The 14,583-nt window shown below is 51.1% G+C and carries 12 protein-coding genes; 11 read left to right on the plus strand and 1 reads right to left on the minus strand.

The genetic code is table 11. The annotated features are described in order from the left end of the window. Positions 1-103: 103 nt before the first annotated feature. From tig to SK3146_RS30045, 5 genes are all read left to right on the plus strand, one after another. On the plus strand, positions 104-1,387 hold the full coding sequence (gene tig, locus SK3146_RS30025) for a trigger factor (protein ID WP_249866488.1): 1,284 nt from the start codon (positions 104-106) through the stop codon (positions 1,385-1,387). A gap of 441 nt (positions 1,388-1,828) precedes the next feature. Then, entirely contained in the window at positions 1,829-2,422 is a 594-nt protein-coding gene (gene clpP / locus SK3146_RS30030) for an ATP-dependent Clp endopeptidase proteolytic subunit ClpP (protein ID WP_239627635.1), read from the plus strand. 11 nt (positions 2,423-2,433) lie between these two features. Beyond that, the gene (gene clpX, locus SK3146_RS30035; protein ID WP_249862225.1) at positions 2,434-3,699 is read left to right on the plus strand and encodes an ATP-dependent protease ATP-binding subunit ClpX; all 1,266 of its coding nucleotides are present in this window, start codon (positions 2,434-2,436) and stop codon (positions 3,697-3,699) included. A 157-nt stretch (positions 3,700-3,856) separates the two neighbouring features. Next, the gene (gene ispG, locus SK3146_RS30040; protein ID WP_249862226.1) at positions 3,857-4,972 is read left to right on the plus strand and encodes a flavodoxin-dependent (E)-4-hydroxy-3-methylbut-2-enyl-diphosphate synthase; all 1,116 of its coding nucleotides are present in this window, start codon (positions 3,857-3,859) and stop codon (positions 4,970-4,972) included. A gap of 396 nt (positions 4,973-5,368) precedes the next feature. Then, complete coding sequence (locus SK3146_RS30045; RefSeq protein WP_249862227.1) at positions 5,369-6,157, plus strand: divergent polysaccharide deacetylase family protein; 789 nt, start codon at positions 5,369-5,371, stop codon at positions 6,155-6,157. An 83-nt stretch (positions 6,158-6,240) separates the two neighbouring features. Here SK3146_RS30045 and SK3146_RS30050 read toward each other — a convergent pair whose 3' ends face one another. Then, positions 6,241-6,903, minus strand: a complete 663-nt coding sequence (locus SK3146_RS30050) for an N-acetylmuramoyl-L-alanine amidase family protein (RefSeq protein WP_249862228.1) — start codon at positions 6,901-6,903, stop codon at positions 6,241-6,243. Between the two features lie 297 nt (positions 6,904-7,200). Between SK3146_RS30050 and lonB the strand changes: the two genes are divergently transcribed. From lonB to SK3146_RS30080, 6 genes are all read left to right on the plus strand, one after another. Further along, the gene (gene lonB / locus SK3146_RS30055; RefSeq protein WP_249862229.1) at positions 7,201-8,904 is read left to right on the plus strand and encodes an ATP-dependent protease LonB; all 1,704 of its coding nucleotides are present in this window, start codon (positions 7,201-7,203) and stop codon (positions 8,902-8,904) included. 192 nt (positions 8,905-9,096) lie between these two features. Next, complete coding sequence (lon, locus tag SK3146_RS30060; protein ID WP_249862230.1) at positions 9,097-11,430, plus strand: endopeptidase La; 2,334 nt, start codon at positions 9,097-9,099, stop codon at positions 11,428-11,430. A 45-nt stretch (positions 11,431-11,475) separates the two neighbouring features. Then, positions 11,476-12,150, plus strand: coding sequence for a ribosome biogenesis GTP-binding protein YihA/YsxC (gene yihA, locus SK3146_RS30065; protein ID WP_249862231.1), 675 nt, complete (start codon positions 11,476-11,478; stop codon positions 12,148-12,150). A gap of 323 nt (positions 12,151-12,473) precedes the next feature. Further along, a complete protein-coding gene (locus tag SK3146_RS30070; RefSeq protein WP_249862232.1) occupies positions 12,474-13,064 on the plus strand; it encodes a non-ribosomal peptide synthetase module in 591 nt (196 codons plus the stop codon). Between the two features lie 333 nt (positions 13,065-13,397). Further along, positions 13,398-13,799, plus strand: coding sequence for an adenosylmethionine decarboxylase (gene speD, locus SK3146_RS30075; RefSeq protein ID WP_249862233.1), 402 nt, complete (start codon positions 13,398-13,400; stop codon positions 13,797-13,799). A gap of 113 nt (positions 13,800-13,912) precedes the next feature. Then, on the plus strand, positions 13,913-14,440 hold the full coding sequence (locus SK3146_RS30080; protein ID WP_249862234.1) for an S-adenosylmethionine decarboxylase: 528 nt from the start codon (positions 13,913-13,915) through the stop codon (positions 14,438-14,440). Positions 14,441-14,583 lie beyond the last annotated feature (143 nt).

Here is a 14,583-nt window from a genome sequence, read left to right on the forward strand (position 1 = left end):
TATAATAGAATGGTTATATTGACGATCGGGGACAAGCATTCGGGCCTTCATTCGTCAGAACGTGAAAATTGCGATGGATAATTTTTGGAGGGGAAAGCATAAAATGAAAGCAAGCTGGGAAAAAATAGAGAAGAACGTAGGAGTTCTTGACGTTGAAGTGGAAGCGGAACAGGTGGCCGCCGCACTGGACAAAGCATTCAAAAAAGTTGTCAGCAAAGTAAATGTTCCGGGCTTCCGCAAAGGGAAAGTTCCTCGTCCTATCTTTGAAGCTAAATTTGGCGTTGAAAGCCTGTATCAAGAAGCTCTTGATATCGTTGTGCCTGAAGCTTACATTGAAGCGGTAACAGAAACCGGCATTACTCCTGTCGATCGTCCTGAAGTGGACGTTGAGCAATTCGGCAAAGGCCAAACGTTGAAATTCAAAGCGAAAGTCATCGTAAAGCCTGAAGTCGAGCTTGGCGAATACAAAGGCATCGAGCTGGAAGCGCAAAGCGCTGAAGTAACTCCGGAGGAAGTAAACGAAGAACTGGAAAGACTGCAAAAACGTCATGCCGAGCTGGTGCCGGTTGAAGAAGGCGCAGCGCAAGACGGCGACGTCGTTTCCATCGATTTCGAAGGATCCGTCGACGGAGTTCCTTTCGAAGGCGGCAAAGCCGAAAAGTATTCCCTTGAGCTTGGCTCCGGCAGCTTCATCCCCGGTTTCGAGGAGCAAGTGGTTGGCGTAAATATCGGAGAGGACAAAGACGTTACCGTTACTTTCCCTGAAAACTACCACTCCGAAGAACTGAAAGGCAAAGAAGCCGTTTTCAAAATTCATTTGCACGAAATCAAACGCAAAAACTTGCCTGCGCTGGACGACGAGTTTGCTAAAGACGTGAGCGAATTCGAAACGCTGGAAGAATACAAGCAAGATTTGGAAAGCAAATTGAAAGAGCGCAAGGAAAGCGAAATTCAACGCAAAAAAGAAGCGGAAGTTGTCGAAAAAGTAGCGGCCGCGGCAAAAGTTGAAATTCCTCCTGTCATGATCGAGAACGAAACGGAGCAAATGGTGAAGGAATTTGAAAACCGTTTGCGCACTCAAGGTATGAACCTTGAATTGTACTTCCAGTTCACAGGCCAAAGCCAAGACACGCTGAAAGAGCAAATGCAAGGTGACGCCGAGAAGCGCGTCCTGAACAATCTTGTGCTTGAAGCTGTTGCTAAAGCCGAGAACATCGAAGCCTCCGAAGAGGAAGTTAACGCCGAACTGGAAAATATGGCGAAAATGTACCAACGCTCTGCGGAAGAACTCCGCGCGATTTTGGCGGCTAACGGCAGTCTGGCCGATCTGAGCCATGATCTTGTAGTGAAGAAAACGGTGGATTTCTTGCTGGCTAACAGCAAATAAGCGATTCCCGTACCTCATAAGTAGTAAAGGCACGTGTCCCTATGCGTGCCTTTCTCTATAGGCGCCGGTTGCTCCGCAGCCGTGCAGGCTTTTAAAGTTCGGCTTGATCTAGCGTCCAGCTGTAGTTGGACACGCTTTGCGTCGGCGATAGACAGCAAACGCCAAGCGTCCGGATCCGACCCTGCCGTTTAAGGCTGAGGGAAGTGAAGGCGGATCGCAAGCCGGCAGCGGGCTGCTTCAAACTACATATCGCAAGGCCGAAAATACATAGAGGTTTTCTTTACCATCATGCGTATGACGCATGAAGGACGCTGCTTTCCGGCGCCCAAGGCGCTCGCTTCCCCAATGGCTTGAGCGGGCAGGCGGGGGGAATTAGCGAAATGCTTTTAAACGTGTTACAATGTATTTTGCAAGTCACTTTGGAGCAAAGGGGTTGGAACAATGGGTCTGATACCTATGGTTGTTGAGCAAGAAGGACGCGGGGAGCGCTCGTACGACATTTATTCCCGCCTATTGAAGGACCGCATTATCTTTATCGGCAGTGCCATTGACGATGATGTTGCCAACCTCGTCATTGCGCAGCTGCTGTTCTTGTCCGCGCAGGATTCCGAGAAAGATATTTCTCTATACATCAACTCTCCGGGCGGTTCGGTGACCGCTGGAATGGGGATATACGATACGATGCAGTTCATTAAGCCCGACGTTTCCACCATTTGCGTCGGAATGGCGGCAAGCATGGGTTCCTTGCTGCTCACTGCGGGCGCAAAAGGCAAACGCTTTGCCCTTCCGAACAGCGAAGTGATGATCCATCAGCCTTTGGGCGGCGTGAGAGGCCAGGCTTCCGACATTAAGATTCATGCGGATTGGATTATTAAAACCAAGCAAAAGCTGAATCAAATTTATGTGGAACGCACCGGACAACCGCTGGAGAAAATCGAGCGGGATACGGACCGCGACAATTTCATGAGCGCTGAAGAAGCCAAGGAATACGGGCTTATCGATGCGGTTATCACTCGTAACGAATTGAATGGATAAGGAGTGATCCCATGTTTAAATTTAACGATGAAAAAGGACAGCTGAAGTGCTCGTTCTGCGGCAAATCCCAAGAGCAGGTTCGCAAGCTGGTTGCAGGACCTGGCGTCTATATATGCGACGAATGTATCGAACTCTGTACCGAAATCGTTGAGGAAGAATTGGGGCATGAAGAGGAGCTCGACCTCAAGGATGTTCCGAAGCCGAAGGAAATCCGCGCTATATTGGACCAATACGTAATCGGTCAAGACCAAGCGAAAAAATCGCTGTCCGTCGCCGTTTACAACCATTATAAGCGGATCAATTCGCAGCAAAGCAAGCTAGAAGAAGTGGAGCTGCAAAAATCGAATATCGTGCTGCTCGGGCCTACGGGCAGCGGTAAAACGCTGCTTGCGCAAACGCTCGCCAAAATCCTCAACGTGCCTTTCGCTATTGCCGACGCTACTTCTTTGACGGAAGCCGGCTATGTGGGCGAAGACGTAGAGAACATTTTGCTGAAGCTTATTCAGGCCGCCGATTACGATGTGGAGAAAGCCGAGCGCGGCATCATTTATATCGACGAGATCGATAAAGTAGCGCGCAAATCCGAGAATCCGTCCATTACCCGCGACGTATCCGGGGAAGGCGTACAGCAAGCGTTGCTGAAGATTTTGGAAGGTACGGTCGCTTCCGTTCCTCCGCAAGGAGGACGCAAGCATCCGCATCAAGAATTTATCCAGATCGACACAACCAACATTCTGTTTATTTGCGGCGGAGCCTTTGACGGTCTGGAGCAAATCATTAAGCGCAGAATAGGTAAAAAGGTGATCGGTTTCGGTACGGACGGACATAAGGCCGACTTGAAGCCGGGAGAATATTTGTCGATGGTATTGCCTGAGGACTTGCTTAAATTCGGTCTGATTCCCGAGTTCGTAGGCCGCTTGCCGGTTATTTCGACCCTGGAGCCGCTGGATGAGGCCGCTTTGGTTCGCATTTTGACCGAGCCGAAAAACGCCCTTGTCAAGCAATATCAAAAAATGCTTGAGATGGATAACGTAAACCTTGAGTTCAACGCGGAAGCGCTCGAAGAAATCGCGCGCGAAGCGATCAAGCGCAATACCGGTGCCCGCGGCTTAAGAGCGATCATCGAGAGCGTTATGCTGGATGTCATGTACGAGGCTCCTTCGCGGACAGAAAACTCTACTTGCGTCGTGACCAAAGATGTCATTCAAGCGAAGATCGCGCCGGAAATTACGGCCAGCGGCGACAACGCCGTGAAGAAAAAAGAAGAGAGCGCTTAAGAGCCGGCCGCGATTCTGATTGCGATCAGATTGCCGGAGACTTGAGGCTTTCGATTTAGTCATTCATTAACCACTACGTTCCTCCAATCCGTGACGAAGCCTGGGCAGGCGGCGTTTCGGAGCGGAGGATGTTTGGTATCATGGGAGAGATCGCTACATGTTTCACAGAACGGAAACCGTCCCCGTTAAAGTGGGGGACCTGACGATCGGCGGAAGCAACGAAGTCATTATGCAAAGCATGTGTACGACCAAGACCGCCGACGTAAAAGCGACCGTTGCCGAAATCCACCGTCTTGAAGAAGCCGGCTGCCAGTTGGTCCGTGTGACCGTCAACAATAAGGAAGCCGCCGAAGCTATTAAAGATATCAAGAAACAAATCAAAATTCCTCTTGTTGCCGATATTCACTTTGACTACCGTCTGGCGCTGATGGCCATCGAGAACGGAATCGATAAGGTGCGTATTAATCCCGGCAATATCGGGCGCCGCGAGAAGGTAGAAGCGGTAGTGAAGGCATGCAAAGAGCGCGGGATTCCGATTCGCATTGGGGTTAATGCCGGTTCGCTGGAAAACCATCTGTTGGAGAAGTACGGTTATCCGACTCCCGAAGCGATGGTGGAGAGCGCCCTGTATCATATCAATATTTTGGAAGAGCTTGATTTCCGCGATATTATCGTTTCGCTGAAGGCATCCGACGTGCCGATGGCGATCGCTGCATACACGAAAGCGGCCGAAGCGTTTCGTTATCCGCTTCATCTTGGCATTACCGAAGCCGGAACGTTGTTTTCCGGAACGGTCAAAAGTTCGGCGGGAATCGGGGCGCTGCTTAGCATGGGCCTTGGTTCGACGCTGCGTATTTCGCTCAGCGCCGATCCGGTAGAAGAAATCAAAGTGGCTCGCGAGCTGCTGAAAACGTTCGGATTGATCACGAATGCCGCTACGTTGGTTTCTTGCCCGACTTGCGGCCGTCTCGACATCGATTTGTTCTCCATCGCCAACGAGGTAGAGGAATACATTTCCAAAATCAAAGTGCCTATTAAAGTGTCGGTGCTCGGCTGCGCCGTTAACGGACCGGGCGAAGCAAGGGAAGCCGATATCGGCATTGCCGGAGCCCGTGGCGAAGGACTGCTGTTCCGTTATGGAGAAATGATCCGTAAAGTTCCTGAAGCCAATCTGCTGGCGGAGCTGAAGCGCGAGATCGATACGATCGTCGAGCATTATGAAAGAACCGGGGAAATTCCGGGCAGAAAGCATCATACGGCGCAAAACGCTTAAACATAGCAATGTTAAAAAAGCAATGCTTCCATTTCAGGAGGCGTTGCTTTTTTGTTGTTTAGGAAATGATGCGCGGCAAGGCAATATCCTGTGGATATCCGGGGGGCTCCCCCGAAAGGAAAGTCTACCCATAGAACGATCCAGGTGGAATGATTAGACGCCGATCCAGCTTAGGCTGGATGCGGACGGAATAAGCTTCTGAGCATCACGTCACTTTTAGGGGATTTGTTCTCCCCGGATTTCAACCGATCGGTGGTTGGAGGGATTCGTTTTTGCATTTCGTTTTTCCAAATGATGCATAAGTTTACCGCAGCTTACAAATAACAAGGGGAGCATGTAGTTGTAGTTGTCGTACGTAGGAAAAAGCTTCATTAATACTCAGGAGGAAACGAAAACATGAATGCAACTGTGAAGTGGATTGTTATGTATTTTATGGCGATTTGTTTGCTGCTTGGACCGAACGGGGCGATCCGAGCGGAAGGTGAGCCGGCTGAAGGGTCTCCCCCGGCGGCAGTCCAGAAAAAAATTGCCGTCGTCATTGACGATATGGGCAACGACATGGCGGGCACGAAGGAAATGATGGAGCTGCCGATTCCTTTTACAGTGGCGGTGATGCCGTTTCTGCCGACGACCAAGCGGGATGCGGAGTGGGCGCATCAGCTGGGGCATGACGTGCTGCTCCATATGCCGATGGAGCCGGTAAAGGGGAAGAAGAGTTGGCTTGGTCCTGGGGCAATTACAACGGATTTGTCCGACGACGAGATTCGGCGAAGAATGCTGGCGGCGATTGAGGAAGTCCCTTTTGCCGTTGGAATCAACAATCATATGGGCTCCAAAGTGACCGCCGATCCGCGGGTCATGCGTATTGTATTGGAAGTGTGCAAAGAGAAGCATCTGTTTTATTTGGACAGCAAGACCACTTCCAAAAGCGTCGTTCAGCAGACCGCCAAAGAAGTGGGCGTGAGGACATTGGAAAATAATATTTTTATGGACGATGTATACACGCGCGACCATATTGCGAAGCAAGCTTTGAAAGTGCAAAAATATGTGGACGGCCACGATACCACTGTCGTTATCGGCCATGTCGGCCCTCCCGGCAAGTACACCGCGTCCGTTCTTAAAGAGTCCGTTCCTTCGCTGCAGCAAAGAGCCCAATTTGTGAAAGTATCTCAGCTGGTCCAATAGGACCGGCTGTTTGTGCAATGAAAGAGCGGCACGGCAGGGATTCTCGGGCCGACTGCCGCTTCTATACAATGCGCCAAGGATGCTTAGTGCTCCGCAGGATGCTCCAGAAACTGAATGACGCCTGCGGCAATGGATTCAGCCAATTTCCGCTGTTTTTTCGGCTGGGTCATCTGCGTCCGGTCCCGATCATTGGAGATAAAGCCCATTTCCACAATGACGGCGGGCACTTGCACATGTTTGAGCAAATAAAAGGTTTTTCCGTACACCATCTCTTCGTTCGTACCATACAGCTGATTCAGCGAAGACTGGAGGCAATGGGCTAACCGTTTGCTTTCATCCGACTTTTGATGGAGGACGATGGGGCCCGTTTTGCTGCTTCGCGCGGCCCAGTTGACATGCAGGCTAATGACGGCGCGCGGGTGAATTTCGTTGGCAAGATGGCTGCGCTGAGCCAAATCTTTGAGATGTCGGGAACGGGAGCGAAACCAGCGGTTTTCGCCGCTCAGAGCGTAATCGTCCACCCGGTTGACCAGAACGTTATAGCCTTTTTTACGAAGAGCCTGATACGTCAGTTTGGCCATTTGCAGATTGATGTCCTTTTCGAGCAATTCCCCGTAAGTCGTGCCGCTGTCCACCCCTCCATGACCCACGTCGATCAATACGTCGACATCCGTTACGATCGGATTTTCGCTGACGGGAGACGGATTCGGATTGGCTTCAAGCGTCTGGGGCGGTATAAATAACATGGCGGAAAACAAGCAAACTCCGATGAAAAGACGCCGCATAGGTTCCCACTCCTTAATAACGATAAAAAGATCTAAAACACATCTTCATTATCTTTCTCAAGCGAGCCCATCTCATACTACCCAGAAAACTTTCTCAAGTGCGGATTAACCCGCCCTTAACAGGGGAATACTACCAAGTATGCGAAACATCTGCTCGTGTCAAGCGAAACCATTTCTTCGCAAGCGCCGGCGTTAACATAAACCGACAACGTATGAAGAATTTTTTGCCGGTTAAAAAACGATTAGGAGGGGTACCTAATGAATATCAGTGTTATTTTGATGATTATCCAACTGTTTTTTGCCGTAGTTATCGGTATGTACTTTTGGAACTTGCTGCGCAATCAGCAATCGAACCGCAGCGCTGTAGATAAAGAATCCAAGAAAGAGCTGGAGAAGCTGAGGAAGCTGCGCTCCATTTCTTTAAATAAACCGCTTGCCGAGAAAACGAGACCGTCCACGATGGGCGATATCGTCGGGCAAAAGGAAGGTTTGCGCGCGCTGAAGGCGGCGCTGTGCGGAGCCAATCCGCAGCATGTAATCGTCTACGGCCCTCCGGGCGTCGGCAAAACCGCCGCGGCTCGCGTCGTGCTGGAAGAAGCAAAGAAAAACGCCGATTCGCCGTTTCGCCAGGACGCCAAGTTTACCGAGGTGGACGCCACGACGGCGCGCTTCGATGAACGAGGAATCGCCGACCCTCTGATCGGCTCGGTGCACGATCCGATCTATCAAGGGGCTGGCGCAATGGGTGTGGCGGGCATTCCGCAGCCGAAGGCCGGAGCGGTAACGAAGGCTCACGGCGGGATTCTGTTTATTGACGAAATCGGCGAATTACATCCGCATCAAATGAATAAATTATTAAAGGTGCTTGAGGACCGCAAAGTGTTTTTGGAGAGCGCATATTACAATTCCGAGGATATGAACATTCCAGGATATATTCATGATATTTTCCAGCATGGCCTGCCTGCCGATTTCCGTCTGGTAGGGGCGACGACGCGCAGTCCGCATGAGCTGCCGCCGGCGATCCGCTCGCGCTGTATGGAAATTTATTTCCGCCCGCTGCTCCCGGATGAAATCGGCCAAATCGCCGATAACGCATTGAAGAAAATCGGCTTTCCGGATAATGCGGCGGCGATCGACGTAGTGAAAAGACATGCGACCAACGGACGGGAAGCGGTCAATATCGTGCAATTGGCCACCGGAATGGCGCTTACGGACGGGCGAAAGGAAATTTCGGTGTCCGACGTCGAATGGGTCGTCAACAGCTCGCAAATTCCTCCGAGACCGGAACGCAAAATCGGCTTGAAGCCGGAGATCGGGTTTGTGAACGGACTTGCCGTCTACGGACCGAATCTGGGCACGCTGCTGGAGATCGAAGTTACCGCGATCCCCGTCGTCCAGCCGGGAACGGGCCATTTCACGATCACCGGGGTCGTCGACGAGGAAGAGATGGGAGGCGGCGCCCGGACGATTCGCCGCAAGAGCATGGCGCGCGGTTCGGTCGAAAATGTATTCACCGTTCTGCGCAGACTGGGGATCAATCCTTATAATTACGATTTGCACATTAACTTTCCGGGCGGTACGCCGATTGACGGACCTTCGGCTGGAGTTTCGATGGCGACGGCAATCGCTTCGGCCATTAAGCAAATTCCAGTCGATAACCATATCGCCATGACGGGGGAAGTCGGCATTCACGGCAAAGTGAAGCCGGTCGGCGGCGTTGTCGCCAAGGTGGAGGCCGCGTTCCAGGCGGGAGCGACCAAGGTGATCATACCGAAGGAAAACTGGCAGGAAATTTTCGCCGGGCTAAACGGACTCGAAGTGATCCCGGTGGAATCGGTAGAAGAGGTGCTGCATCATGCGCTCGGGATCGAGCTGTCCGTACAGGCCGAGAATCCGGGAATGCAGCAGGATTTGCTGGCGCCCCCTTCTGTAACGGTATTGCATGCCGATGGGCTGGAGTGACATACTATCCTTCAGCTCTTCTTTTTTTGCGGTGCGATAAAAGTTGACATGCCGATTGGTGTTTTCATATCAATTTTGCTAAAATGTTAACTACAGCAATGGGTAATGCTGGCTAAGCAAGAATCGCTATGACGAGCTGTGCTTGCGAAAGTCAACTTTGCTGAAGCAAAGTTCTTTAGGAGGTGCTCCAGGATGGGACCGAACAAATCGAAGGTGCGGCGTTTGCCCTTGCTTCCTTTGCGCGGCTTGCTCGTATATCCGAGCATGGTGCTGCATTTGGACGTCGGCAGAGAAAAGTCAGTCAGAGCACTGGAAAAGTCGATGGTGGACGACAGCATGATACTTCTTTGCTCGCAATCGGAAGTCAACATTGAAGAACCTACCACGGAAGATATATATCGCATCGGAACGATTGCTAAAGTAAGGCAAATGTTGAAGCTTCCCAACGGAACGATAAGAGTGCTTGTCGAGGGGGTCGTACGGGCGGAAATTAACGAATTTCTGGCCAACGAAGAGTATTACGAGGTTCAGGTGAAGGAGCTTCCCGAGCAGGAAAACTCCGACCCGGAGATCGATGCGCTTATGCGCACCGTACTGAGCCAGTTCGAGCATTATATCAATCTGTCTAAAAAAGTAACGCCGGAGACGCTGGCCGCCGTGTCCGACATCGATGAGCCGGGGCGGCTGGCCGACGTGATTTGCAGTCATTTATCCTTAAAGATTAAAGACAAACAGGAAATTCTTGAGACGATTGACGTGAAGGACCGGCTGGAGAAGCTGCTCAGCATTTTGAATAACGAGCGCGAAGTGCTGGAGCTGGAGCGCAAGATTAGCCAGCGCGTCAAGAAGCAAATGGAGAAGACCCAGAAGGAATACTATCTTCGCGAGCAGATGAAGGCGATCCAGAAGGAGCTGGGCGATAAGGAAGGCCGCGCCGGCGAAGTCGAGGAGCTGCGGGCGCAGCTGGCGGAGACCGAAGTGCCGGAGAAGGTGAAGGAGAAGATCGAGAAGGAGATCGACCGCCTGGAGAAAATGCCGGCGACCTCCGCCGAAGGCGGCGTCATCCGCAACTACATCGATTGGCTGCTCGGCTTGCCGTGGTCTACCTTTACGGAGGATGACCTCGACATTAACCGCGCCGAAGAAATATTGAACGAGGATCATTACGGTCTCGAAAAGCCGAAAGAGCGCGTGCTCGAATATTTGGCGGTGCAGCAGCTGGTCAAGAAGATGAAGGGGCCGATTCTTTGCCTTGTAGGGCCTCCGGGGGTCGGCAAAACCTCGATCGCCCGTTCGATCGCCCGCTCTCTGAAGCGGGAATTCATCCGCATCTCGCTCGGCGGCGTGCGCGACGAGGCGGAAATACGCGGCCATCGGCGCACGTATGTCGGGGCAATGCCCGGCAGGATTATTCAAGGGATGAAAAACGCCGGTTCATCGAATCCGGTATTCCTGCTCGACGAGATCGATAAAATGGCGATGGACTTCCGCGGCGACCCTGCCTCGGCGCTGCTCGAAGTGCTCGATCCCGAGCAAAACAGCACGTTCAGCGATCACTATATCGAGGTTCCGTTCGATCTGTCGAACGTCATGTTCGTGACGACGGCGAATGTGGTGCACAATATTCCGCGACCGCTGCTGGACCGGATGGAAGTGCTGTATATTCCGGGCTACACCGAGATCGAGAAGCTGCATATCGGACGCAATTATTTGCTGCCGAAGCAGCAAAAGGATCACGGCTTGCAGGAGGATCAGCTCGTAATTGAGGATCAGGCGCTGATGCGCATTATCCGCGAGTATACGAGGGAAGCGGGAGTACGGAATCTGGAGCAGCAAATATCCGCAGTGTGCCGGAAAGCGGCCAAACAGGTCGTTTCCGGGGAAAGCAATACCGTTCATGTCGACTTTGATAGTATCAAGGAGTTCCTCGGGCCACCGAAATTCCGCTTCGGCGTCGCCGAGGAGTTCGATCAGATCGGCGCGGTGACCGGCCTTGCGTGGACCGAGGTCGGCGGCGATACGCTGGTCATCGAAGTAACCGTCATGCCGGGAGGCGGCAAGCTGACGCTTACGGGCAAGCTGGGCGACGTGATGAAGGAATCCGCGCAGGCTGCATTCAGCTATACGCGCTCGCGAGTCGAGCAGCTGCAAATAGCTCCAGATTTTCATGAAAAGGTGGATATTCATATCCACATTCCGGAAGGCGCAATTCCGAAGGACGGACCTTCTGCGGGTATTACGATGGCAACGGCGCTGATCTCCGCGCTGACGAACATTCCGGTATCCCGCGAGGTAGCGATGACGGGGGAGATTACGCTGCGCGGCCGCGTGCTGCCGATCGGCGGACTCAAGGAGAAGAGCCTTGCCGCACATCGCGCAGGCATTCGCAAAGTGATTATTCCTAAGGACAATGAGAAAGATATTGACGAAATCCCCGAAAGCGTACGCCGCGAGCTCACCTTTATTCCGGTGTCTCACATGGACGAAGTGCTTGAGCATGCGTTGGTCAAACCCGTCGGGGTATAAATAGGAGGCTGCGGCCTCTATAGTTAAGGAAGAGTGACAGCGATTATGAAGGTCAATCAAGCTGAATTTATTATCAGCGCGGTTGGTCCGAGTCAGTATCCTCCAGACGCCTTGCCGGAGATTGCTCTGGCAGGGCGTTCGAATGTGGGGAAGTCTTCACTGATCAATCGGATGATCCAGCGCAAAAACTTGGCGAGGACAAGCTCCAAGCCCGGTAAAACCCAGCAGTTGAATTATTATAAAATTAATCAGGACTTATTTTTCGTCGATTTGCCGGGTTACGGCTATGCACAAGTATCCAAGTCCAAACGGGAGATTTGGGGCAAATTTATCGAGGAGTATTTGCTGCATAGAGAATATCTGAAGCTCGTGCTGCTTGTTATCGATCTGCGCCATCCTCCGTCCAAGGACGACCAGGCGATGTTCGCTTGGCTGAAGCATAACGGCGTGCCGTTTTGCGTCGTGACGACCAAGGCTGATAAAATTTCCAAAGGACAATGGCAGAAGCATGTGAAGATCGTTAAGGAAACGCTGCAAATGGAGAAGAGCGACAGGCTCGTGCTGTTTTCCTCCGAGCTTGGAGTCGGCAAGGACGATTTGTGGCAGCTGATCGAGCAGCAGATCGGCTGGGGAGCCGATCAGACGGCGGAGGAGCCGGCCGCAGAGGGAGAGGCGTTTGCCGGTACAATAGAGCCGGCTGAAAAATCCGAGGAAGGTTGATCGTGATCGGCAATGTCCCCGGCGCCTTAAATTCGGACTGCAAGCGGGTAATATAGTATGTCATAAGAACCTGACGGTGAATGCTCCGTCAGGTTTTTGCCGTCGGCTCGCCGGCAAGGGAAATGTATAAACTGCCAAGGGAAACAGAGGGATTTATATGAAAAAGTGGAATCGTTCCGGTCAGAAAGCAGTTTTTTCTGAATTTTAACGAAATTAGCTGGATTGGCGGCAGGAATATTAAATATTTATGTAGTATAATGTATATAGAACAAGAGAATATTGATTGGCTTTATGTTTCGAAAACAAAGAATCGAGGGATTTTTATGGCAAAGAGGTTAGCGACCCAATACGTCAAAACCTGCCTACAGTTAACGGAAGCCGAGATGGCCATGTTTATTCAGCTGTTTGTCGATCATCAAGCCTCCTTACAGGTCAAAGTGCTTGAAAACGGGAATCAGGAGCTGGTACTGCTCGATAACGAATCGGGGAAAGAAATCGTCCTGCCGTTCGAACGCGAAATGAACACGTATGTTTGCCGCGGTACCTGCAGTATTACGGACAAGAATCTGGTTAATACCATGAGAAAAGCCGTTTCCACGTTCAAAGGAAGCGCAACCGTTCATCGCATTTACGAAACGTATACGATGATTTACGAGTATGAGCACGGCTCCGTCGTCAAAATTGTAGAACGCAAAGGTCAGTCGGACCGAGTGATTTACGAATACAAGGACACGGCCGGCATGCTTGAGCGCCTGTTCCGCAAGGATGGAGTGGAACAAGAAATTCAATCTATTAAAATTCAGATCAATCAAATGCTCGATTTGAGAAACGACATGGGGGACCCTGCCGTACGCGAACAAATCGACGATCGTTTATACCAGTTGACGCATCGATTGTTCGTACTTGAAGCGTAATTATATAAGATTCTGACTTTCCCGGGCCATTTCCGGGAAAGTTTTTTTGTTTTTCGCGCCAAAACGGTGCTTTTTCCGTACACCTGAGACGAGTCTATGACATATCTTAGTCAATGTGCGAGTCGGAGCAAAGAAAATAGGCAAATGGCAAAAAAAAGTATTGCTTTTCTGCCGAATAGATGTTATTTTTATTTTCGTTGAAAACAAAATAGGAACCAGGATTCACTCAGGACATTGAATGTTGCGAGAGATTATTCCCTCGAGAAGTGAATGACGTAGGTCCTAGCGGATGAAATTTTCAAACATTTTATTCCTAGGAAGGGGGACCGAAAAGTGGAATATTCTACTTTCGGAAGACACGTTGCTGTTGATACTTGGGGAGTCGATTTTGATCTTCTCAACAATGCAGAATGGTTACAAGCGCAAATGGTGGAAGCTGCAGAGGCATGCGGAGCGACAGTGATGTCGGTACAATCCAAACAGTTTGAACCACAAGGTGCCACGGTGCTAGTATTATTGTCGGAAAGTCATCTCTCCATTCATACGTATCCTGAGAAAGGTTTTGCCGCATTGGATTGCTATACATGTGGCGAAACGGTAGATCCCGCGCTCGCTATTGATTACATGGTTTCCGTGCTAAAACCGGAGACGATCCATGCCAAGAAATTGGTTCGTGGTATGGGTGAACTGCAAGTTGAAACGCCGGATATCCAGCAGGTTTCATTGACAAAATAATAAACTCGCTATGAGAAAAGATAACCGCGGAGTAATCCGTGGTTATTTGTTTTAAGATCCCCCCATACAATGAACAAGTAAAGCTTGTATGTCAGCCGACGGGGGGATTACATATGAGATGGAAACGGAAGCTTACATTATATTTGATCGTCGCTGTGCTTATTGTGTGGCCGCTCTATCAAATCACGGCAATGATAGGGAGCCGCTCCGAGAAGCAGGATGCGGGCAAGCTGCTGTATCAGGTCTCGCTGTTCCAGATGGAACTGCTCAGCAGTTATTTGCACGACATAGAGAAGGTGCAGGATACGGAGGGGCTGAGTCCGCTCAGACAGGCGATTTATACCGCCGATTTCACCCACCAGCATCTGGTGCTCGCCTTCGGCGAATCGGAGCTGAGCCCGCTTGGCGGACTGTCTCAGCTTATGCAATATGTGATCCGTTTGCAAATCGGCGGACAGAGGCCGCTGAAGGCCGATGAAGCGCAGACGCTGACGGATGCCCGCAAGCTGTTCGATGATCTGTACGACGCTTACGGTAAGCTGCTGTCATCCCGCGACGAGATCGTCTCCTCGCAAAACCAAAGGCTGCAAAAAGACGACAAAGCGATCGTCGAGCTGCTGCGCAAAAAGCTGCTGCAATAATCCGCTGCCACTTTTGGCAAATGTCCGTATAAAGCCGCGAGAAAAAGCAGAAAATAAGGGAAATAGTGTCGGTTTGCGCAGGGCCGCTTTCACATATTATACAAAAAATTTGTCGGAGCCATCGGCAATATATGCTATAATGG

Source organism: Paenibacillus konkukensis, from assembly GCF_023523925.1.
Lineage (GTDB): Bacteria > Bacillota > Bacilli > Paenibacillales > NBRC-103111 > Paenibacillus_S > Paenibacillus_S doosanensis.

Bases quoted from the DNA above. Each gene is read 5' to 3' on its own strand.
- tig (WP_249866488.1), top strand. From the start codon at position 104: ATGAAAGCAAGCTGGGAAAAAATAGAGAAGAACGTAGGAGTTCTTGAC.
- clpP (WP_239627635.1), top strand. From the start codon at position 1,829: ATGGGTCTGATACCTATGGTTGTTGAGCAAGAAGGACGCGGGGAGCGC.
- clpX (WP_249862225.1), top strand. From the start codon at position 2,434: ATGTTTAAATTTAACGATGAAAAAGGACAGCTGAAGTGCTCGTTCTGC.
- ispG (WP_249862226.1), top strand. From the start codon at position 3,857: ATGTTTCACAGAACGGAAACCGTCCCCGTTAAAGTGGGGGACCTGACG.
- SK3146_RS30045 (WP_249862227.1), top strand. From the start codon at position 5,369: ATGAATGCAACTGTGAAGTGGATTGTTATGTATTTTATGGCGATTTGT.
- SK3146_RS30050 (WP_249862228.1), bottom strand. From the start codon at position 6,903: ATGTTATTTATACCGCCCCAGACGCTTGAAGCCAATCCGAATCCGTCT.
- lonB (WP_249862229.1), top strand. From the start codon at position 7,201: ATGAATATCAGTGTTATTTTGATGATTATCCAACTGTTTTTTGCCGTA.
- lon (WP_249862230.1), top strand. From the start codon at position 9,097: ATGGGACCGAACAAATCGAAGGTGCGGCGTTTGCCCTTGCTTCCTTTG.
- yihA (WP_249862231.1), top strand. From the start codon at position 11,476: ATGAAGGTCAATCAAGCTGAATTTATTATCAGCGCGGTTGGTCCGAGT.
- SK3146_RS30070 (WP_249862232.1), top strand. From the start codon at position 12,474: ATGGCAAAGAGGTTAGCGACCCAATACGTCAAAACCTGCCTACAGTTA.
- SK3146_RS30080 (WP_249862234.1), top strand. From the start codon at position 13,913: ATGAGATGGAAACGGAAGCTTACATTATATTTGATCGTCGCTGTGCTT.